15 protein-coding genes and 1 tRNA gene are annotated in these 20,006 nt (G+C 67.4%); 11 read left to right on the top strand and 5 right to left on the bottom strand.

Annotation, left to right across the window (positions count from 1 at the left end; genetic code table 11):
• Nucleotides 1-19 precede the first annotated feature (19 nt).
• The 7 genes from ABGI63_RS22710 to ABGI63_RS22680 are packed head-to-tail and all read left to right on the top strand — an operon-like array spanning nucleotide 20 to nucleotide 9,955.
• Nucleotides 20-1,645, top strand: a complete 1,626-nt coding sequence (locus tag ABGI63_RS22710; RefSeq protein WP_349744808.1) for an MFS transporter — start codon at nucleotides 20-22, stop codon at nucleotides 1,643-1,645.
• A 19-nt stretch (nucleotides 1,646-1,664) separates the two neighbouring features.
• A complete protein-coding gene (locus ABGI63_RS22705) occupies nucleotides 1,665-5,450 on the top strand; it encodes a nitrate reductase subunit alpha (RefSeq protein WP_349744807.1) in 3,786 nt (1,261 codons plus the stop codon).
• The gene (gene narH / locus ABGI63_RS22700; RefSeq protein ID WP_137943194.1) at nucleotides 5,447-6,979 is read left to right on the top strand and encodes a nitrate reductase subunit beta; all 1,533 of its coding nucleotides are present in this window, start codon (nucleotides 5,447-5,449) and stop codon (nucleotides 6,977-6,979) included. The genes ABGI63_RS22705 and narH overlap by 4 nt, the downstream gene beginning before the upstream one ends.
• A 10-nt stretch (nucleotides 6,980-6,989) precedes the next feature.
• Complete coding sequence (gene narJ / locus ABGI63_RS22695) at nucleotides 6,990-7,673, top strand: nitrate reductase molybdenum cofactor assembly chaperone (RefSeq protein ID WP_349744806.1); 684 nt, start codon at nucleotides 6,990-6,992, stop codon at nucleotides 7,671-7,673.
• A complete protein-coding gene (gene narI / locus ABGI63_RS22690) occupies nucleotides 7,670-8,386 on the top strand; it encodes a respiratory nitrate reductase subunit gamma (protein WP_262973469.1) in 717 nt (238 codons plus the stop codon). Before narJ ends, narI begins: the two co-directional genes overlap by 4 nt.
• Nucleotides 8,387-8,401: 15 nt before the next feature.
• Nucleotides 8,402-9,250 carry a peptidylprolyl isomerase gene (locus ABGI63_RS22685; RefSeq protein WP_349744804.1) on the top strand — a complete coding sequence of 283 codons (849 nt, stop codon included), beginning with the start codon at nucleotides 8,402-8,404 and terminating at the stop codon, nucleotides 9,248-9,250.
• A 9-nt stretch (nucleotides 9,251-9,259) separates the two neighbouring features.
• A complete protein-coding gene (locus ABGI63_RS22680) occupies nucleotides 9,260-9,955 on the top strand; it encodes a carbonic anhydrase (protein ID WP_349744803.1) in 696 nt (231 codons plus the stop codon).
• A gap of 175 nt (nucleotides 9,956-10,130) precedes the next feature.
• Here ABGI63_RS22680 and ABGI63_RS22675 read toward each other — a convergent pair.
• The 3 genes from ABGI63_RS22675 to ABGI63_RS22665 all read right to left on the bottom strand — a co-directional run bounded on the left by ABGI63_RS22675 (nucleotide 10,131) and on the right by ABGI63_RS22665 (nucleotide 13,366).
• A tRNA-Val gene (locus ABGI63_RS22675) sits at nucleotides 10,131-10,207 on the bottom strand.
• A gap of 61 nt (nucleotides 10,208-10,268) precedes the next feature.
• Nucleotides 10,269-12,497, bottom strand: a complete 2,229-nt coding sequence (locus ABGI63_RS22670; protein ID WP_349744802.1) for a RelA/SpoT family protein — start codon at nucleotides 12,495-12,497, stop codon at nucleotides 10,269-10,271.
• A gap of 2 nt (nucleotides 12,498-12,499) precedes the next feature.
• Nucleotides 12,500-13,366 (bottom strand): alpha/beta fold hydrolase, encoded by an 867-nt coding sequence (locus tag ABGI63_RS22665; RefSeq protein ID WP_349744800.1) that lies wholly within the window; start codon nucleotides 13,364-13,366, stop codon nucleotides 12,500-12,502.
• A gap of 50 nt (nucleotides 13,367-13,416) precedes the next feature.
• On the opposite strand from ABGI63_RS22665, the gene ABGI63_RS22660 reads away from it, so the two are divergent.
• Nucleotides 13,417-14,187, top strand: a complete 771-nt coding sequence (locus ABGI63_RS22660) for a 3-hydroxybutyrate dehydrogenase (protein ID WP_349744798.1) — start codon at nucleotides 13,417-13,419, stop codon at nucleotides 14,185-14,187.
• Nucleotides 14,188-14,190: 3 nt separating this feature from the next.
• Here the strand turns inward: ABGI63_RS22660 and ABGI63_RS22655 are convergent, their stop codons facing one another.
• Nucleotides 14,191-14,895, bottom strand: a complete 705-nt coding sequence (locus ABGI63_RS22655) for an SIMPL domain-containing protein (RefSeq protein WP_349744797.1) — start codon at nucleotides 14,893-14,895, stop codon at nucleotides 14,191-14,193.
• A gap of 154 nt (nucleotides 14,896-15,049) precedes the next feature.
• On the opposite strand from ABGI63_RS22655, the gene ompR reads away from it, so the two are divergent.
• Together ompR and ABGI63_RS22645 are read left to right on the top strand one after the other, a co-directional pair.
• Nucleotides 15,050-15,784 (top strand): osmolarity response regulator transcription factor OmpR, encoded by a 735-nt coding sequence (gene ompR, locus ABGI63_RS22650; RefSeq protein ID WP_137943204.1) that lies wholly within the window; start codon nucleotides 15,050-15,052, stop codon nucleotides 15,782-15,784.
• Between the two features lie 13 nt (nucleotides 15,785-15,797).
• Complete coding sequence (locus tag ABGI63_RS22645; protein WP_349744796.1) at nucleotides 15,798-17,120, top strand: ATP-binding protein; 1,323 nt, start codon at nucleotides 15,798-15,800, stop codon at nucleotides 17,118-17,120.
• On the opposite strand, the gene ispF is transcribed toward ABGI63_RS22645, so the two are convergent.
• Nucleotides 17,098-17,601, bottom strand: coding sequence for a 2-C-methyl-D-erythritol 2,4-cyclodiphosphate synthase (gene ispF, locus ABGI63_RS22640; protein WP_349744794.1), 504 nt, complete (start codon nucleotides 17,599-17,601; stop codon nucleotides 17,098-17,100). The genes ABGI63_RS22645 and ispF overlap by 23 nt on opposite strands.
• Before the next feature lie 86 nt (nucleotides 17,602-17,687).
• Between ispF and ABGI63_RS22635 the strand changes: the two genes are divergently transcribed.
• A complete protein-coding gene (locus ABGI63_RS22635; RefSeq protein ID WP_349744792.1) occupies nucleotides 17,688-19,919 on the top strand; it encodes a patatin-like phospholipase family protein in 2,232 nt (743 codons plus the stop codon).
• The last annotated feature ends 87 nt before the right edge of the window (nucleotides 19,920-20,006 follow it).

Below are 20,006 nucleotides of genomic sequence, written 5' to 3'. Positions count from 1 at the left end.
CGCACAACGGAAAAGAACCATGAACAACAAAAGCAGCAGCGCCGACATCGCGGACTGGCGCCCCGAGGACGAACAGTTCTGGAACAAGACCGGCAAGAAGATCGCCTACCGCAATCTCTGGATCTCCATCCCCGCCCTGCTCTGCGGCTTCGCGGTCTGGGGCATGTGGGGCATCATCACCGTGCAGATGCTGAACCTGGGCTTTCCCTTCAGCCAGGCCGAGCTGTTCACGCTGACGGCCATCGCCGGCATCTCGGGCGCCACGATGCGCATCCCGGCCAGCTTCCTGATCCGCATGGCCGGCGGGCGCAACACCATCTTCCTGACCACCGCGATGCTGCTGGCCCCGGCCATCGGCACCGGCGTGGCGCTGCAGCACCCCGAGTGGCCGCTGTGGGTGTTCCAACTGATGGCGCTGTGGTCGGGTGTCGGCGGCGGCAACTTCGCCTCGTCAATGTCCAATATCTCGACCTTCTTCCCGAAGCGCCTGCAGGGCACGGCGCTGGGGCTGAACGCCGGCCTGGGCAATTTCGGCGTCACGACCATGCAGATCGTGATCCCGCTGGTGATGACCGTCGGGCTGTTCGGTGCGCTGGGTGGTGACTCGAAGTCGCTGCTGAAAGACAGCGGCTGGATCTTCGGCAAGATCGCCGCCGGCACGCCCACCTGGATACAGAACGCCGGCTTCGCCTGGGTGCTGTCCCTGGTGCCGCTGTCCCTGCTGTGCTGGCTCGGCATGAACAACCTGAAGACGGTGACCCCGGCCGCCGGCCACCCGCTGCTCGCCTTCGCCAAGATCACCTATCTGTACTCGCTGGCCTTCATCCCCTCCATCGGGATGCTCTATCTCTACCTGCCTGCGCCCACCGGACTGGGCCTGCTGAATATGTGGGTGGCGATCCCGCTGGACATCCTCGCGGCGCTGCTGGTGATGAAGCTGGCCGCCTTCGGCACGATGAAGGAGAACGTCGCCAAGCAGTTCGAGATCTTCAAGAACAAGCACACCTGGGCGATGACGGCGCTGTACGTCGTGACCTTCGGCAGCTTCATCGGCTTCTCGATGGCCCTGCCGCTGGCGATCACGGTGATCTTCGGCTTCATCCATGCCCCCGACGCGGCCGGCGTGATGCAGCACACGCTGAAGAACCCGAACGCCCCCTCGGCCCTGACCTATGCCTGGATCGGCCCCTTCGTCGGCGCCGCGGTGCGGCCCGTCGGCGGCTGGATCTCGGACAAGGTGGGCGGCTCCATCGTCACCCAGATCATCTCGGCCCTCATGGTGTTCGCCTCGGCGGCGGTCGGCTACGTGATGCTGCAGGCTTACGGCTCGGCCACGCCGGAGCAGCATTTCCCGATGTTCATGGGCCTGTTCATCCTGTTGTTCGCCGCCAGCGGCATCGGCAACGGCTCGACCTTCCGCAGCGTCGGCTTCATCTTCGACCGCCAGCAGGCCGGCCCGGTGCTGGGCTGGACCTCGGCGGTGGCCGCCTACGGCGCCTTCATCGCCCCGGTGCTGATCGGCCAGCAGATCAAGGCCGGCACCCCGCAGTACGCCTTCTACGGTTTCGCCGTGTTCTACGCGGCCTGCCTGATCCTGAACTGGTGGTTCTATCTGCGTGCGAATGCGTACGTGAAGAACCCCTGAAGCTCCAAGGAACAAGACCATGAGTCACTTTCTCGACCGCCTCAACTACTTCGCCTCGCCCAAGGAGGACTTCGCCGACGGCCACGGCCGCAGCACCGGCGAAGACCGCAGCTGGGAGGATGCCTACCGCAACCGCTGGGCCCACGACAAGATCGTGCGCTCCACCCATGGCACCAACTGCACGGGCTCCTGCTCGTGGAAGATCTATGTCAAGGGTGGCATCGTCACCTGGGAAACCCAGCAGACCGACTACCCGCGCACCCGCCCGGACCTGCCCAACCATGAGCCGCGCGGCTGCGCCCGCGGCGCGAGCTACAGCTGGTATCTGTACAGCGCCAACCGCGTCAAGTACCCGATGGTGCGGGGCTCGCTGCTGAAGCACTGGCGCGCCGCGCGCAATGTCGCGCGCACCCCGGTCGATGCCTGGAAGAACCTGGTCGAGAACCAGGAACAGCGCCGCGAGTGGCAGCAGGACCGCGGGCTGGGCGGCTTCGTGCGCTCGAGCTGGGACGAGGTCAACGAGATCATCGCCAGCGCGAATATCTACACCATCAAGAAGCACGGCCCCGACCGCGTGATCGGCTTCTCGCCGATCCCGGCGATGTCGATGATTTCCTATGCCGCCGGCAGCCGCTACCTGAGCCTGATGGGCGGCGTCTGCATGAGCTTCTACGACTGGTACTGCGACCTGCCGCCGGCCAGCCCGCAGATCTGGGGCGAGCAGACCGACGTGCCCGAGAGCGCCGACTGGTACAACAGCAACTACATCATCGCCTGGGGCTCCAACGTGCCGCAGACGCGCACGCCGGACGCCCACTTCTTCACCGAGGTGCGCTACAAGGGCGCGAAGACGGTGGCGATCACGCCCGACTACGCCGAGATCTCCAAGCTGGCCGATATCTGGCTGCACCCCAAGCAGGGCACGGACGCGGCGATCGCGATGGCGATGGGCCATGTGATCCTGAAGGAGTTCTACTTCGACAAGCGGTCGAGCTACTTCGATGACTACGCGCGGCGCTACACCGACCTGCCGCTGCTGGTGAAGATGAAGAAGCAGACCACGGCCGACGGCCGCGAGTTGCTGGTGCCCGACCGCTATCTGCGCGCCAGCGACTTCGGCGGCAAGCTGGGTCAGGACAACAACCCCGAGTGGAAGACCCTGGCCTTCGACGCGCTCGGCAAGGTGGTGCTGCCGAATGGCTCGATCGGCTTCCGTTGGGGCGCCGGCGAGCGGCCAGATCTGGGCAAATGGAATCTGGAAAGCAAGGAAGCGCGCAACGATGGCGATGTGCGATTGAAGCTCTCGGTGCTGGAGGATGGCGCTCAGGCCCATGAGGTGGCCGAGGTCGGCTTCCCCTACTTCGGCGGCGTCGAATCGCCGCAGTTCACCGCCAACAAGCAGCAGGACGTGCTCTCGCGCCAGGTGCCGGTCGTGCGCCTGAGGCTGGGCAAGCATGAGGACGCCGGCGAAGCCCTGGTGGCCACGGTGTTCGATCTGCAGGTGGCGCAGTACGGCATCAACCGGGGCTTTGGCGACAACACGCCCACCAGCTACGACGACAACCTGCCCTACACCCCGGCCTGGGCCGAGAGCATCACCGGGGTCAAGCGCGAGCTGATCACCCAGGTGGCGCGCGAGTTCGCCGACACCGCCGACAAGACCCGGGGCAAATCGATGGTCATCATCGGCGCGGCGATGAACCACTGGTACCACTGCGATATGAACTACCGCGGCATCATCAATATGCTGATGATGTGCGGCTGCATCGGCCAGAGCGGTGGCGGCTGGGCCCATTACGTCGGCCAGGAGAAGCTGCGCCCGCAGACCGGCTGGACCGCGCTGGCCTTTGCGCTGGACTGGATACGCCCGCCGCGCCAGATGAACAGCACCAGCTTCTTCTACGCCCACACCGACCAGTGGCGCTACGAGAAGCTCGACGTCTCCGAGGTGCTGTCCCCGCTCGCCGACAAGGCCCAGTACGGCGGCAGCCTGATCGACTACAACGTGCGCGCCGAACGCATGGGCTGGCTGCCCAGCGCGCCGCAGATGCAGACCAACCCGATCCAGATCGTCAAGGACGCCCAGACCGCTGGCATGGATGCCAAAGACTATGCGGTCAAGGGGCTCAAGGATGGGTCCTTGCGCATGAGTTGCGAGGACCCCGACCACGAGGCCAACTGGCCGCGCAATATGTTCGTCTGGCGCTCCAACATCCTCGGTTCCTCCGGCAAGGGCCACGAGTACTTCCTCAAACACCTGCTCGGCACGACCAATGGCGTGCAGGGCAAGGACCTCGGCCAGGACGATGCCAAGCCGCAGGAGGTCGAGTGGCATGCCAAGGCCCCGGAGGGCAAGCTGGACCTGCTGGTGACGCTGGACTTCCGCATGAGCACGACCTGCCTCTATTCGGACATCGTGCTGCCGACCGCCACCTGGTACGAGAAGAACGACCTCAACACCTCGGACATGCACCCCTTCATCCACCCGCTAAGCACCGCGGTGGACCCGGCCTGGCAGGCCCGCAGCGACTGGGAGATCTACAAGGGCTTTGCGAAGAAATTCAGCGAGCTCTGCGTCGGCCACCTCGGCGTCGAAAAGGAGCTGGTGCTGACCCCGCTGATGCATGACAGCCCGGCCGAGCTGGCCCAGCCCTTCGGCGTGTCCGAATGGAAGAAGGGTCAGTGCGAGCTGATCCCGGGCAAGACCGCGCCGCAGATCGCCGTGGTCGAGCGCGACTACCCGAATCTCTACAAGCGCTTCACCGCACTCGGTCCGCTGATGAACAAGGCCGGCAACGGCGGCAAGGGCATTGGTTGGGACACCAAGACCGAGGTCGAGCAGCTGGGGGACCTGAACGGCCGGGTGCGCGACGAGGGCGTGACTCAGGGCATGCCCAGGATAGAGACCGATATCGATGCCACCGAGGTGGTGCTGTCGCTGGCGCCCGAGACCAACGGCCATGTGGCCGTCAAGGCCTGGGAGGCGCTGGGCAAGCAGACCGGCCGCGACCACACCCACCTGGCCCTGCACCGCGAGGACGAGAAGATCCGCTTCCGCGACATCCAGGCGCAACCGCGCAAGATCATCTCCTCGCCCACCTGGTCGGGCCTGGAGAGCGAGAAGGTCAGCTACAACGCCGGCTACACCAATGTGCATGAACTGATCCCATGGCGCACGCTGACGGGCCGCCAGCAGTTCTACCAGGACCACCCCTGGATGCAGGCCTTCGGCGAAGGCTTCAGCAGCTATCGCCCGCCAGTCGACCTGAAAACCCTGGTGGAGGTGCAGGGCATCAAGCCCAACGGCAACAAGGAGATCGCGCTCAACTTCATCACGCCGCACCAGAAATGGGGCATCCACTCGACCTATAGCGACAACATCATGATGCTGACGCTGAACCGTGGCGGCTCGGTGATCTGGCTCAGCGAGGACGACGCGAAGAGCGCCGGCATCGTCGACAACGACTGGGTCGAGCTCTTCAACGCCAACGGCGCGATCGCGGCCCGCGCGGTGGTCAGCCAGCGCGTCAAGAACGGCATGGTGATGATGTACCACTCGCAGGAAAAAATCATCAACACACCGGGCTCCGAGATCACCGGCACGCGCGGCGGCATCCACAACTCGGTGACCCGCATCGTCACCAAGCCCACCCACATGATCGGCGGCTACGCCCAGCTGAGCTACGGCTTCAACTACTACGGGACCATAGGCACCAACCGCGACGAGTTCGTGCTGGTGCGCAAGATGTCCAAGATCGACTGGATGGACGACGAGGTCGCCGCCACCGAAGGAGAACACGCATGAAGATCCGCGCCCAAATCGGCATGGTGCTGAACCTGGACAAGTGCATCGGCTGCCACACCTGCTCGGTCACCTGCAAGAACGTCTGGACCAACCGGCCCGGCATGGAATACGCCTGGTTCAACAATGTGGAGTCCAAGCCCGGCATCGGCTACCCGAAGGAATGGGAGAACCAGGCCCGCTGGAACGGCGGCTGGATCCGCAAGCCCAACGGCCAGATCGAACCGCGCCAGGGCGGCAAGTGGAAGCTGCTGATGCGCATCTTCGCCAACCCCAACCTGCCGCAGATCGACGACTACTACGAGCCCTTCAGCTTCGACTACGACCATCTGCAGTCGGCCCCCAAGAGCAAGGCGCCGCCGACCGCCCGCCCGCGCAGCCTGATCACCGGCCAGCGCATGCAGAAGATCGAGTGGGGGCCCAATTGGGAAGAAATCCTCGGCGGCGAGTTCGCCAAGCGCAGCAAGGACATCAACTTCGAGCAGGTGCAGAAGGACATCTACGGCCAGTTCGAGAACACCTTCATGATGTACCTGCCCCGGCTGTGCGAGCACTGCCTGAACCCGGCCTGCGTCGCGTCCTGTCCCTCGGGCTCGATCTACAAGCGCGAGGAAGACGGCATCGTGCTGATCGATCAGGACAAGTGCCGCGGCTGGCGCATGTGCGTCTCCGGCTGCCCCTACAAGAAGATCTACTACAACTGGCAGAGCGGCAAGGCCGAGAAGTGCATCTTCTGCTACCCGCGCATCGAGGCCGGTCAGCCCACCGTCTGCTCGGAAACCTGTGTCGGCCGGATCCGCTATCTGGGCGTGCTGCTGTATGACGCCGATCGCATCCAGGAAGCCGCCAGCGTCAAGGACGACAAGGACCTCTACCGCGCCCAGCTCGACATCTTCCTCGACCCGCATGACCCGGCCGTGCAGGCCCAGGCGCGCAAGGACGGCATTCCCGAGGCCTGGCTGGAATCGGCCAGGAAGAGCCCGGTCTACAAGATGGCCGTCGACTGGAAGGTCGCCCTGCCCCTGCATCCCGAGTACCGCACCTTGCCCATGGTCTGGTATGTGCCGCCGCTCTCGCCGATCAGCGCTGCGGCCAATGCCGGCCAGATTCCGGGCAGCGGCATCAATGGCGACATCCCCGACGTCAAGCAGTTGCGCATCCCCGTGCAGTACCTGGCCAATCTGCTGACCGCCGGCGATGTGGCACCGGTCGAGCGGGCGCTGGAACGCATGCTGGCGATGCGCGCCTACCAGCGCGGCAAGCATGTGGACGGCATCGAGAACAAGGCCGTGCTGGACCAGGTGGGCCTGCTGAAGCACGAGGTCGAGGACATGTACCAGACCATGGCCATCGCCAACTACGAGGACCGCTTCGTGATCCCCACCACCCACCGCGAGTACGCCGAGAACGCCTACGACCTGCGCGGCGGCTGCGGCTTCAGCTTCGGCAACGGCTGCTCGGAGGGCGAGAGCAACGTCAGCCTGTTCGGTGGCGACAAAAAACGCACGATCCCGATCAAGGCCACGCTGTGAGGACGCCGACATGAACAACACCCCGATGTCCCGCTCCTGCCGCGTGCTCGCGCGCCTGCTGGACTACCCGCAGGCCGAGATGCGCGCGGCCCTGCCCGAGCTGCATGCGGTGCTGCGCGATGAAGCGGCGCTGAGCGCCGAGCGCCTGCAGGAACTGAAGGCGCTGATGAGCACGCTGCAGCAGGGCGATGCCTATGCCGTCGAGGGCCGCTATGTCGACAGCTTCGACCGCGGCCGCGCCACCAGCCTGCATATGTTCGAGCATGTGCACGGCGACTCGCGCGACCGCGGCCCGGCCCTGGTCGACCTGGCACAAACCTATGAAGCGGGCGGCATGTTCTTCGATGCCAGCGAGCTGCCCGACTACCTGCCGGTGGTGCTGGAGTTCGCCTCGACCCAGCCGCCGGCCACCGCCCGCGCCTTTCTCGGCGAGATGGCCCATATCCTGAACACCATCCACAGCGGCCTGATCAAGCACGAGAACCCCTACGCGGCCGCGATCGGCGCAGTGCTGGAGCTGGCCGGCGAGACGCCGCAGGCGGTGCAGATCACGGCCGACGAAGCGCTCGACGAGGCCTGGGTCGAGCCGCCCGCCTTCGATGGTTGCAGCAGCAAGGGCCAGAGCCGCCCCGGCACGCCACAGCCCATCCATATCGTCAAGAAGACCCCCATGAACCCAGGAGTGCGTCCATGAACTCGCTCGACTTTGCACTGTTCGGCCTCTATCCCTATATCTGCCTGGCCGTCTTCCTGCTCGGCAGCCTCTTGCGCTTCGACCGCGACCAGTACAGCTGGAAGAGCGATTCCTCGCAGCTGCTGCGCACCGGCTCGCTGCGCTGGGGCAGCAATCTCTTCCATGTCGGCATCCTGGTGCTGTTCTTCGGCCACACCGTCGGCATGCTGACGCCGCACTTTCTCTACGAGCCCCTGATGAGCGCCGGCGCCAAGCAGCTGATGGCGATGATCGTCGGCGGCGTCGCCGGCCTGCTCGGCTTCATCGGCCTGAGTCTGCTGCTGCACCGCCGCCTGACGGATGCGCGCATCCGCCGCAACAGCAAGCCCAGCGACATCGCGCTGCTGGCCCTGCTGTGGCTGCAGCTGCTGCTGGGCCTGGCCACGATCCCGCTGTCGGCCCAACACCTGGACGGCGGCATGATGATGGCGCTGGCCGAATGGGCGCAGCGCATCGTCACCTTCCGCGGCGGCGCGGTCGAGCTGCTGGCCGGGGCCTCCTGGGTCTTCAAGCTGCATATGTTCCTGGGCATGACGGTGTTCCTGGTCTTCCCCTTCACGCGCCTGGTTCATGTCTGGAGCGGCTTCGGCACGCTGGCCTACCTGATCCGCCCCTATCAGATGGTGCGCAGCCGGCGCTTGAATCTGCCGCCGGGCCACAACCAACCACGCTGAGCACAGGAGAACAAGATGAGCACACAGCAACAAGGATGTGGTGGCGGCAGCTGCGGCTGCGGTGGCGGCAAGAGCACGGCAGCCACCGCGGTCACATCGCCGGTCGCGATGATCAACGGCGTGCCCCTGCACGCCGACGCCGAGGTCCTCGCGCAGGAAGATCTGCGCCAGCGCGCCTACAGCGAGCTGCTGCGCCAGGCCGCGCAGCGCGCCGGCCTGCTGGCCGTGGGCGATGTGCCGGCACTGGACGGCCTGCTCAGCGAGGCCGCGTCGGCGGCGATCGAGCAGTTGCTGGAGCGCGAGCTGCGCCTGCCCGAGCCCGACGAGGCCGCCTGCCGGCGCTTCTTCGAGGCCCATGTCGCGCGCTTCGCGATCGGTGAGCGGGTCCATGCGCGGCACATCCTGTTCGCCGTCACCGAAGGCATGGACATTGCCGCGTTGCGCCAACGCGCGGAGGGGCTGCTGGTCTCGCTGCGCTGTGTCGATGCCGAGGCCTTCGCGCAGGCGGCCGCCGAGTTCTCAAACTGCCCCAGCGGCGCCGAGGGTGGCGAGCTGGGCTGGCTGACGCGCGACGATTGCGCGCCCGAGTTCGGCGCCGCCCTGTTCGCGCAGGACGAGGCCAGCGCGCATATCGGTGTGCTGCCGCGCCTGGTCAGCACCCGCTTCGGCTTCCATATCGTGCGGGTCGAGGCCCGCGAGCCGGGCCTGCGCCAGGGTTTCGAGGCCGTGCAGGCCGCAATTGCCCAGACTCTGCGCCAGCAAGCCTATGTGACGGCCCTGCGCCAGTACCTGAACCTGCTGGCCGGTGCGGCCCGCATCGACGGCCTGGCCCTCGAGGGCGCCGATTCGCCCTTGCTGCAGTAGTCACCGACCATGCCCGACGACCTGCTGTCGCGGCTGCGGCGTTTCAATACCGACTTCTTCCCGCAGTACCAGGCCCGCTTCAAGGACCTGGTCGAGCAGGGCCAGCATCCGAGCACCCTGTTCATCGGCTGCTCGGATTCGCGCCTGGTGCCCCATATGCTGACCGGTTCGGGACCGGGCGAGCTCTTCCTGGTGCGCAATGTCGGCGCCTTCGTGCCGCCCTATGACGGCTCCCAGGGGCTCCATGGCACGGCCGCCGCCATCGAATATGCCGTGCTGGCCCTGAACGTGCAGCACATCATCGTCTGCGGCCACAGCCATTGCGGCGGCATCCGCGCGCTCTACGGCGAGGTGCCGGCCGATGCGCCCAATCTGCGCGCCTGGCTGGAGCTGGGCCGCGAGGCCGCCTTGCCGGTGCAGCTGTCCGACGAGGCGCTGCGCCGCACCGAGGAACGCTCGGTCGTGCTGCAGCTGGAGCGGCTGATGGACTACCCGATGGTGCGCGCCCGGGTCGAGCGCCGCGAGCTGGCCCTGCATGGCTGGCACTATGTGATCGAGGCCGGCGAAGTCCATGTGTTCGACGTCAATGCCGGTGGCTTCGTGCCGGCCTCGCGCGCGCTGCACAGCGGCACCGGCCCCTATGCCGACGCCGATCAGGGCGCCTTCTTCAACGAGATCGACCCGGCCTGGGCGCCCAGGCGCTGAAAGCTCCGCATGCATCAGCTCGATGCCATGCTCTTCATCACCGCGGTGATGGCCGGCAGTGTGATCCCGATGTTCACCCACAACGGCATGCCTGGCGATCTAGCGACCGCTGCCGCTCAGGCCAACAAAAAAGCACCTGGCATTGCTGCCAGGTGCTTTCGTTTCCTACCGAATTTGGTAGGCGCGATTGGATTCGAACCAACGACCCCCACCATGTCAAGGTGGTGCTCTAACCAACTGAGCTACGCGCCTGAAGAGCTTCGCACTATAGCATGGATTTTTGAGTCTTTCAAACTCCCGCCGTATTTCGCGCTTATTTTCTCCGCGCGCTGCGCACGCCACTGACCTGGGCCACGCTGCGCAGCACCTGGGCCAGGCGACCGGAATCGGCCACCTCGACGGTCAGACTCATCCAGGCGGTCTCGCCCTTGGCCACCTTCAAGGATTGCGTGTTGACCGCAATCACATTCATCTTTTCCTTGGCCAGCACCTCCAGCACATCGCGCAGCAGGCCCTGGCGGTCGCTCGACTCGATGATCACATCGACCGGATAGAGCGCACCCTTCTCGGGCGTCTCGCCCCAGGCCACCGCGATCACGCGCTCGGGCGCGCGTTGCGCCATCTGGCGGAAGTTGCTGCAGTCGGCGCGGTGGATGGCCACGCCCTTGCCGCGCGTCACATAGCCGCCGATGCCATCGGGAGGCGCGGGCCGGCAGCAGCGCGCCAGATTGGTCAGCAGCGAGTCGACACCGACCACCAGCACGCCACCCTTGGGTGCCGAGCTGCCCGCCTTGGTCCGGCGCTGCACCAGCATCTCATCGGTGTCGGGCTCGGGCGCCGGCGGGCGCAGCAGATTCTCGATATTGCGCAACGAGTATTCGTCCTTGCCCACCACCTCGAACAAGGCATCGGCATTCTTGAAGCCCAGGCGCGCGGCCAGATCCTCTAGCTTGGTGGCGGTCTTGCCCTCGCGCTGCAACAGCTTCTCGACCAGCTCGCGGCCCTTGGCAATCGTCTGGGCCTGGGCCAGCGCATTGAACCAGGCGCGCACCTTGGTGCGCGAGCGCTGGCTCTGCAGATAGCCCAGTTCGGGGTTGAGCCAATCGAGCGAGGGGCCGCCCTCCTTCAGCGCGCTGATCTCGACGGTCTGCCCGCTTTGCAGCCTGGTGTTCAGCGGCACCATCTGGCCATCGATCTTGGCGCCCCGGCAGCGATGGCCCAGATCGGTGTGGACGGCGTAGGCGAAGTCGATCGGCGTCGCATCCCTGACCAGCTCGACGATGGTGGCCTGGGGCGTGAACACATAGATGCGGTCGTCGAACACCGGTTGCGCGCCGGGCGCATCGCCCTCGACGAAATCACGCTCCCAGGCCAGCAGCTGGCGCAGCACGGCCTTGCGCGCGGCCGCCACCTGCTCCTCGAACTCGCCGGCCGCCGTCACGCCGGCATAGCCGCGCGCGCCCGCCTCCTTGTAGGCCCAGTGCGCGGCCACGCCGTGTTCGGCATGCTCGTGCATCGCCCGCGTGCGGATCTGCACCTCCATCGGCCGCTCGTCCGGCCCCAGCACGACGGTGTGCAGGCTTTGATAGCCGTTCGGCTTGGGCTTGGCGATGTAATCGTCGAACTCCCCGGCCACCGGCACAAAGCGCTCGTGCAGCAGGCTCAGGCAGGCGTAGCAATCGCTGACATCGGGCACGATGACTCGGAGCGCGCGCAGGTCGAAGACCCGGTCCAGCTCCAGGCTCTTGCCCTGCATCTTCTTCCAGATGCTGTAGAGATGCTTGGGCCGGCCCTGCACCTCGGCCTGCAGGCCGTGGACCGCCAGATCGGCCTGCAGCGCCAGGCGTGCGGCCTCGATGCGCTGCTCGCGCTCGACGCGCTTCTCGTCCAGCGCACGGGCCAGCCCCTTGTAGGCCTCGGGCTGCAGAAAGCGGAAGGACAGGTCCTCCAGCTCCCACTTGATCTGCCAGATGCCCAGCCGGTTGGCCAGCGGCGCGAACACCTGCTGCGACTCGGCCGCCACAGCCTGCGAGCACTCGGTCTTGGTCGCGGCAAAGTAGCGCAGGGTCTGCAGCCGCGAGGCCAGTCGCAGCAGCACCACGCGCAGATCGCGCGAGAAGGCCAGCAGCATCTTGCGCACCCGCTCGGTCTGCTGCTGGCGCTGCTCCTCGCCCTTCAGCGCGCCCTGCGCCTCGCGGGCCGCGCGCTGCAGCTGCACCAGCTTGCGCGTGTGCGTCACCAGGCTGGCGTAGCTGTCGCCAAAGGCCTTGGCGACGATGTCCTCGGGCTTGTTCAGATAGTCGCCGGCATAGACCAGATAGGAGGCCGCCTGCATGGCCGGCGCCGCGCCAATGCCGGCCAGTATCGCGGCGACGCCATCGGCATGGGCCAGCGCGTCCTCGCCGGTGTCCAGCGGCTGGCCGGCCAGCAGCGGCTCGGCAAAGGCGCGGGCACGCACCACGGCCGCCTGGCCCTCGCCGGTGTCGGCCAGCGCGACGATGGGCGCGGCCTGCTCCGCTCTTGCGGGCAATCCTGTCTTCATAACTACGTGAGGAAATGCTGCACCAGGGCGATCTGATCGGCAGCCACCAGGGTCGGCGCATGGCCGACACCGGGCAATTCATGCAAGAGCGCACGGGGGCCGCGCTGCGTCATCGCCTGGGCGGTCGCGCGCGACAAGAGATCGGAGTCGGCCCCACGCAGCAGCAGGGTCGGGCAGCGCAGCGCGTCATAGGCCTGCCACAGCGCGGCCTCGCCGGCCGCCGCCAGCGCCGGCGTCAACGCGGCAAAGGGCTCGGCGATGCGCGGGTCGTAGTGCAGGCGCACGCCCTCGCCTTCAGCATCGGGCCTGAACATCGGCCGCGACAAGGCCAGCCACTCGGCCTCGCTATGCGGCCCGAAGCCGGCCGAGATCTCGCGCAGATGGGCGACGCCCTGCGCCAGGCTGTCAAAGTGCATGCGCTGGCCCAGATAGCTGCCGATGCGCTCCAGCGCCGCATACTCGATGGCCGGGCCCACATCATTGAGCACCAGGCGCCGCACCGGGCTGTCCGGCAGCGCCGCCAGACCCAGGCCGATCAGGCCGCCCATCGAGGTGCCGACCCAGTCGACCTCGGCCACATCCAGCCGCGCCAGCAGGGTCACCATATCGGCCACATAGACCGGCACCTGGTAGAGCGCCGCGTTAGGACGCCGGTCGGACTCGCCGCGCCCCATCACATCGGGGCAGATGACGCGGTAGCGCTCGCTCAGGCTGCGGGCCAGCACATCGAAATCACGGCCCTGGCGGCTCAGGCCATGGACGCAGACCAGCACGCGGGGGTTGTCGCGCGCGCCCCATTCCCAATAAGCCATGCGATGCAGGCCGGCGCTGCTCAGGCATTGCACATGGTTCAGGCGCGGTTCGGGCATTTGTTTCGGTATCCTTTGCAGGCATCCTAACAACCCCCGAGGAATTCCCCATGTTGAAAGGCAAAACCGCCTTGGTCACCGGCTCCACCAGCGGCATCGGCCTGGGCATCGCGCTGACCCTGGCGCGCCAGGGTGTGAACATCGTGCTGAACGGCTTTGGCGATGCCGAGGGGCCGAAGGCCGAGGTGGCGGCACTCGGAGTCAAGGTCGGATACCACGGTGCCGACATGAGCAAGGCCGGCGAGATCGAAGCGATGATGGCCTCTATCGACGCCGAGTTCGGTGGTTGCGACATCCTGGTCAACAACGCCGGCATCCAGCATGTGGCCGCCGTCGAGGACTTCCCGGTCGAGCGCTGGGACGCCATCATCGCGATCAACCTGACCTCCGCCTTCCACACCACCCGCCTGGCCCTGCCGGGCATGAAGGCCAAGGGTTGGGGCCGCATCCTCAATATCGCCTCGGTGCACGGCCTGGTGGCCTCGGCGCAGAAGTCGGCCTATGTGGCCGCCAAGCATGGCATCGTCGGCTTCACGAAGAGCGTGGCGCTGGAAACCGCCACCACCGGTGTGACCGTCAACGCGATCTGCCCCGGCTGGGTGCTGACGCCGCTGGTGCAAAAGCAGGTCGATGCCCGCGCCGCTGCCGATGGCGTCAGCATCGACGAGGCCAAGAAGCGGCTGCTCGCGGAGAAGCAGCCCTCGCTGCAGTTCACGACGCCGGAGCAACTCGGCGAGCTGGCCGTGTTCCTGTGCTCCGACGCTGCGGCCAATGTCCGCGGCCAAGCGTGGAGCCTGGACGGCGGCTGGACCGCCCAGTAAGGCTTACTTCGTCATCACGACCACGCCGTTGACCGAGACGCTGACGGTCGCCTTGCCGGCCTCGACCGGCAGGGCCTCATCGGCCATGCCGGCGGCCTTCATGCGCATCATCGAGGGCGCGGCCATCGGCATCGGCCCGGAGTCGGCCGTGTTGACGCTGACCTCGCCGATCTGGTAGCCGGAGAAGCCGAACTGGCGCGCATAGTCAGCCGCGCGCAGCTTGTAGCGTGCGATCGCCTGGGCCACAACCTCACCCTCGACCTTCTCGCGCGCCTCGCGCGACAGGCTGTAGCCGACGCGGGCAATGCTCATCGTCGCGATGCGGCCGCTCAGCTGGGCGATCGCCGCCGTGTCCTTGCCCTCGACCTGCAGCTCGGCCGTGCCCTGCCAGCCATTGATCTGGCCGGTCTTGGGCGCATAGCGCGGGTAGAGCGCGAAATTGCCGGTCTGCACCTCGACCTGGCCCGGCTTGGCGATCTTGCGTGCCTCGGCCAGCGCGGCATCCAGGGCCTGCTTCAGCGCGCTCTGCACCTGGGCCGCGTCGCTGCCCTCCTTGGTGGTCGTGAAGCTGACGCCCAGCACATCGCGGCTCACTTCCTGGCTCGCGGTGGCGCTCAGGTTCAGCGCGTTCTGGCGCGGTGCCTCGGCCTGGGCCAGCACGGGCGCCAGGGTCATCAAGGCCAGTGCGGCCATGGTTTTGCGTGTCATCGATCTCCCTCAATCGGTTGGTGAACCCTGAGCTTAGCGGTGCGCGCCAGCCATCCGTTGACAAGGAAACATCTGCTCACAGTCCGCGCGGCCAAAGATGTAACAGCGGGCCAAAGCCCTGCAAAATGCCGCTGTTACAAATTCAGGAGTGGCCATGAACACCAGCGCCCAGACCCGGCCCAATCGCATCTTGGTCGTTGACGATGACGCGCGCATCCGCGATCTGCTGCGCCGCTATCTGACCCAGGAAGGCTTCGAAGTCCTGCTGGCAGAGGATGGCAAGGCGCTCAACAAGCAACTGACCCGCGAGACCGTGGACCTGATGGTGCTGGACCTGATGCTGCCCGGCGAGGACGGCCTGTCGATCTGCCGCCGCCTGCGCGCCGCCAATGACAACACCCCCATCATCATGCTGACCGCCAAGGTCGAAGAGGTGGACCGCATCGTCGGCCTCGAGGTCGGCGCCGACGACTATCTGAGCAAGCCCTTCAATCCGCGCGAGCTGCTGGCCCGCATCAATGCGGTGCTGCGCCGCCGCCCGGCGATGGAGGCGCCCGGCGCCCCGTCCAAGGAGCCGATGACGGTGAGCTTCGGGCCTTTCGAGTTCGATCTGGCGATGCGCCGGCTGTCGAAGAATGGCGAGGCCCTGCCGCTGACCACCGGCGAGTTCTCGATGCTCAAGGCCCTGGTGCGCCATCCGCGCCAGCCGCTGAGCCGCGACAAGCTGGCCCAGCTGGCGCGCGGCCGCGAGTTCGAGCCTTTCGACCGCAGCCTGGATGTGCAGATCTCGCGTCTGCGCAAGCTACTGGAGGCCGACCCGGCCCAGCCGCGCTATATCCAGACCGTCTGGGGGGTCGGCTATGTCTTCGTGCCCGATGATGTGAGCTGAGCGGGCGTCGCCGATGTCGCGCCCCCATCTCGCGCTGAACCTGTTCTGGCGCACTTTTGCGCTGCTGGCCCTGCTGCTGGTCGGCGGCGTGATCGCCTGGCAGCAGACCTTCAAGGCCCTGGAGGCCGAGCCGCGCGCGCTCGAATCGGCGCAGCAGCTGGCCGGCCTGGTCAATCTCAGCCGCGCCGCGCTGGCCAATGCCGACGCGATCAACCGGGTCGCGGTGATCAGCTCGATCGCGCGCAGCGAGACGGTACGGGTGCGGGTGGCCGAGCAGCACGACCGCTGGCAGCCCTATGACACCAGCCCGTTCGCCAAGCGCCTGGCCGCCGAGCTGCGCGGGCGCCTGGGCATAGACACCGTGGTGGCGCGCAGCGTCAACGGCGACGACGGGCTGTGGGTGCGCTTCGGCATCGACCGCGACAGCTACTGGCTGCAGACCAGCCCGGCCCCGCTGTCGGTGACGCTGAGCAGCAACTGGTGGTGGATCGTGATCGCGCTGGTGGCCACGGTGCTGGGCTCGGCCACGATCGCGCGGCTGATCAACCAGCCGCTGCGCGAGCTGTCGATCGCGGCCGGCCGCATCCGCGAGGGCGAGTACGACTCGCGCCTGGACGAGAGCACCCGCACCAGCGAGATCCGCGAGGTCAATATGGGCTTCAACCGCATGGCCCGCGAGCTGGCCAAGATGGAGGAGGACCGCACCGTGATGCTGGCGGGCATCTCGCATGACCTGCGCACGCCGCTGGCGCGGCTGCGGCTGGAGGCCGAGATGAGCGTCAGCGACGAGCTGGCGCGCCAGTACATGGTGCAAGACATCGACCAGCTCGACGCCATCATCAACAAATTCATGGACTACGCCCGGCCCAGCGAGCTGCAGCTGCAGCCGCTGAACCTGGCTGAGCTGGTCGAGCGCGAGGCACAGGCCTTCCGCGACCCCACCCAGCTGCGCATCGGCATCTTCATCCCGCCGGTGCTGAAGGTCTGGGCCGACGAGACCGAGCTGGGCCGCGTGCTGCTGAACATCTTCGAGAATGCACGCCGCTACGGCCACGGTCCCGATGAAGCGGCCTGGGTCGAGGTCAGCGCCGAGCAGGAGGGCAACTCGGTGCTGCTGAAGGTGCGCGACCACGGCCCCGGCGTCCCGCCGGACAAGCTGGCACGGCTGACCACGCCCTTCTTCCGCGGCGACGCGGCCCGCACGGCCGCCACCGGCGCCGGCCTGGGCCTGGCCATCGTCGAGAAATCACTGCAGCGCATCGGCGGCCAGCTGGCGCTGAGCAATGCCCAGGGCGGCGGTCTGCTGACCCAGATCAGGCTGCAGCGGGCGAGCTAGCCTGCAGCAGGCAGACGGCGCGGGCCTCGATGGCCCGGCCCTCGCCCACCGGCCCCATCTTCTCGGCCGTCTTGGCCTTCACATTGATCTGGCCGGCGTCGATGCCCAGCACCTCGGCCAGGCGCGCCCGCATCGCCGGGATGTGCGGCGCCATCTTGGGCGCCTGGGCGACGATGGTGCTGTCCAGATTGACGATCTCCCAGCCGGCCGCGCGCACCCGGGCATAGGCCTCGGCCAGCAGCACCATCGAATCGGCGCCCTTGAATTCGGCCGCAGTGTCGGGAAAGAGCTTGCCGATATCACCCAGCGCGGCCGCGCCCAGCAGCGCGTCGGTCAGTGCATGGGCCAGCGCGTCGGCGTCGGAATGGCCCAGCAGGCCGTGGCTGTGCGGGATGGTGACGCCGCCAAGTATCAGGGGGCGGTCGGTGACGAGGGCGTGGGTGTCCCAGCCTTCGCCGATGCGGAACATAATGCGGGCCATTTTGGGCGGCTCTCAAGGGAAGAGGACGGAGAGCTTAGCGTGCTTTGCGCGCCCCCGGCCTCGGCACACCAAGAATCCAAACGCCCATGCCCATCCAGGCCCTGCTCTGCTGTGTACTGTTCCTGCAGTTGCTGCTGCCGGCGCTGGCCCAGGCCGAACCTGCGCCAGCCACGCCGACCGCACGCCCCCGCATCGGCCTGGTGCTGTCCGGCGGCGGCGCCCGCGGCATGGCCCATATCGGCGTGCTGCGCGCGCTGGAACGGCTGCGTGTGCCGGTCGATCTGATCGTCGGCACCAGCATGGGCGCGGTCGTCGGCGGCGCTTATGCGGCGGGGCGCAGCGTCGAGGAGCTGGAAGCCTTTGTCCACGGCGCCGACTGGGACGCCATCCTGGCCGACCGGCCGCAGCGCCGTTCACTGAGCTTCACGCGGCGCGAGGAAGACCTCGCCGTGCCCTCGCGCATCGAGCTGAACGTGAATCTGCAAGGGGCGAGCCTGCCGCCGGCGGCCGCCGGCAATAGCGCGCTGGAGCATGCGCTGGAGCAGCTGGTGACCGGCGCGCACGCCGAGCTGCCCAGCAGCCGCCTGGCCCTGCCCTTTCGCGCGCTGGCCACCGATCTGCTCAGCGGCGAGCTGCAGCAGATGAGCGACACGCCGCTCTTCCTCGCGCTGCGGGCCTCGATGGCGGTGCCCGGCGTGTTTGCCCCGGTGCGCATCCAGGGCCGGCCCCTGGTCGACGGCGGCCTGGTGCGCAATCTGGGCGTGGACATCGCGCGCAGCATGGGCGCCGACCTCATCATCGCGGTCAATGTCGGCTCGCCGCTGCTGGAGGAGCGCGAGCTGAGCAGCGCCATCGGCGTGGCCAACCAGATGATCCAGATCCTGACCGAGCAGAACGTCGCGCGCTCGCTGAAGGAGCTGCGTGCCGACGATGTGCTGATCGACCCCCAGCTCGACGGCATCGGCTTCATGGACTTCAGCCGCCGCGAGCTGGCACTGGAGGCCGGCGAGCGCTCGACCCTGGCCACGCAGGAGCGGCTGGCAGCGCTGGCGCTGAGCGAGGCCGACTATGCCGCCTACCGACGCACCCGGCTGCAGCAGGCCGCGCCGGTGCTGGCCGCCGACAGCGCGCTGCCGCTGGGCGAGCTGCGCATCGAGGGCACGCGGCGCAGCCAGGTGCCAGCGCTGAAGGGCCAGCTGCAGCATCTGCTGGGTCTGGCGCCGGGCACACCGGTGACCCAGGCCCAGGCCGAGCAGGCGGCAACCGCGCTCTACGGCAGCGGCGAGTTCGAGCGCGTCGACGCGCAAAGCGTCGAGCGCGAGGGGCGGCGCGACATCACGCTGCGGGTCAGCGAGGCCGACTGGGCCTTCAGCCGCCTGCGCCTGGGCCTGGATCTCTACAGCAATTTCGACGACACCAACCGCTTCTCCGTCGTCGCGATGCACCACCTCGGCTGGCTCAACCGCTGGGGCGCCGAGCTGCGCAGCACGCTGCGCCTGGGCGCCCACCGCGAGCTGAGCACCGAGCTGATGCAGCCGCTGGGCGCGGGCTCGCCCTGGTTTGTTGCGCCCAGCCTGCGCTCCGAGAGCAGCGATGCCGATCTGTTCCAGGAGGGCCGGCGCATCGGCCGCTATGCCTACAGCAGCAGCCGCAACGAGGTGGCGCTGGGTAGGCGCCTGGGCAACTGGGGCGATGTGCGCCTGGGCTTTGGTGGCCTGAGCAACCGCGTGCGCATGCTGGTGCCCGAGGATCTCCTGCAGGGCCAGCAGCGCCAGCGCTATGGCACCGTCTATGGCCAGCTGCGCGTCGACAGCCTGGACTCGGTCGCCTTCCCCAGCCGCGGCCAGCTGCTGGACCTGCGCCTGGACCTGCTGCACTCGGACGTGGAAGGGGGCTCGATGCAGCTGGGCCTGGCGGCGATGAGCGCCTTCCAGTGGCGCGCCTGGGCCGGCCATGTCTATCTGGAACTGGCGCACGGCAGCTATGGCAGCGAGCGCAGCCTGGGCGGTTTTCTGCGCCTGTCGGGCAGCCCGGATGCCTCACTGCAGGGCCAGAACATCGCGCTGGCCCGGCTGGTGATGGCCAAGCGCATCGGCCAGATGCCGCTGGGCCTGGGCCAGGCCGTGCGGGCCGGCTTCTCGCTGGAGGCCGGTGGCGGTGTGCAGCGCGGCCAGATCGTCGGCCCTAGCGACCTGAAGATGGCCGCCAGCGGCTTTCTGGCCGTCGATACCCGCTTCGGCCCCTTCTACTTCGCGCTGGGCCATACCCGCGAAGGTCGCAGCGCGGTCTACCTCTTCCTCGGCCCGGTGTTCCGCTAGGGTTCGGGCGGTGCTACCGCCGGCAGCATATGGCGGCACCTTTGCTGCCGCTGTGGCATTCAGGCGTCAGGCCGACAACACTCGGCC

The sequence above is a fragment of the Roseateles cavernae genome, assembly GCF_040187885.1.
Classification (GTDB): domain Bacteria; phylum Pseudomonadota; class Gammaproteobacteria; order Burkholderiales; family Burkholderiaceae_C; genus Roseateles_E; species Roseateles_E cavernae.
This window is presented reverse-complemented; position numbering and strand designations above follow the sequence as displayed.

Bases quoted from the DNA above. Each gene is read 5' to 3' on its own strand.
- ABGI63_RS22710 (WP_349744808.1), top strand. From the start codon at position 20: ATGAACAACAAAAGCAGCAGCGCCGACATCGCGGACTGGCGCCCCGAG.
- ABGI63_RS22705 (WP_349744807.1), top strand. From the start codon at position 1,665: ATGAGTCACTTTCTCGACCGCCTCAACTACTTCGCCTCGCCCAAGGAG.
- narH (WP_137943194.1), top strand. From the start codon at position 5,447: ATGAAGATCCGCGCCCAAATCGGCATGGTGCTGAACCTGGACAAGTGC.
- narJ (WP_349744806.1), top strand. From the start codon at position 6,990: ATGAACAACACCCCGATGTCCCGCTCCTGCCGCGTGCTCGCGCGCCTG.
- narI (WP_262973469.1), top strand. From the start codon at position 7,670: ATGAACTCGCTCGACTTTGCACTGTTCGGCCTCTATCCCTATATCTGC.
- ABGI63_RS22685 (WP_349744804.1), top strand. From the start codon at position 8,402: ATGAGCACACAGCAACAAGGATGTGGTGGCGGCAGCTGCGGCTGCGGT.
- ABGI63_RS22680 (WP_349744803.1), top strand. From the start codon at position 9,260: ATGCCCGACGACCTGCTGTCGCGGCTGCGGCGTTTCAATACCGACTTC.
- ABGI63_RS22670 (WP_349744802.1), bottom strand. From the start codon at position 12,497: ATGAAGACAGGATTGCCCGCAAGAGCGGAGCAGGCCGCGCCCATCGTC.
- ABGI63_RS22665 (WP_349744800.1), bottom strand. From the start codon at position 13,366: ATGCCCGAACCGCGCCTGAACCATGTGCAATGCCTGAGCAGCGCCGGC.
- ABGI63_RS22660 (WP_349744798.1), top strand. From the start codon at position 13,417: ATGTTGAAAGGCAAAACCGCCTTGGTCACCGGCTCCACCAGCGGCATC.
- ABGI63_RS22655 (WP_349744797.1), bottom strand. From the start codon at position 14,895: ATGACACGCAAAACCATGGCCGCACTGGCCTTGATGACCCTGGCGCCC.
- ompR (WP_137943204.1), top strand. From the start codon at position 15,050: ATGAACACCAGCGCCCAGACCCGGCCCAATCGCATCTTGGTCGTTGAC.
- ABGI63_RS22645 (WP_349744796.1), top strand. From the start codon at position 15,798: ATGTCGCGCCCCCATCTCGCGCTGAACCTGTTCTGGCGCACTTTTGCG.
- ispF (WP_349744794.1), bottom strand. From the start codon at position 17,601: ATGGCCCGCATTATGTTCCGCATCGGCGAAGGCTGGGACACCCACGCC.
- ABGI63_RS22635 (WP_349744792.1), top strand. From the start codon at position 17,688: ATGCCCATCCAGGCCCTGCTCTGCTGTGTACTGTTCCTGCAGTTGCTG.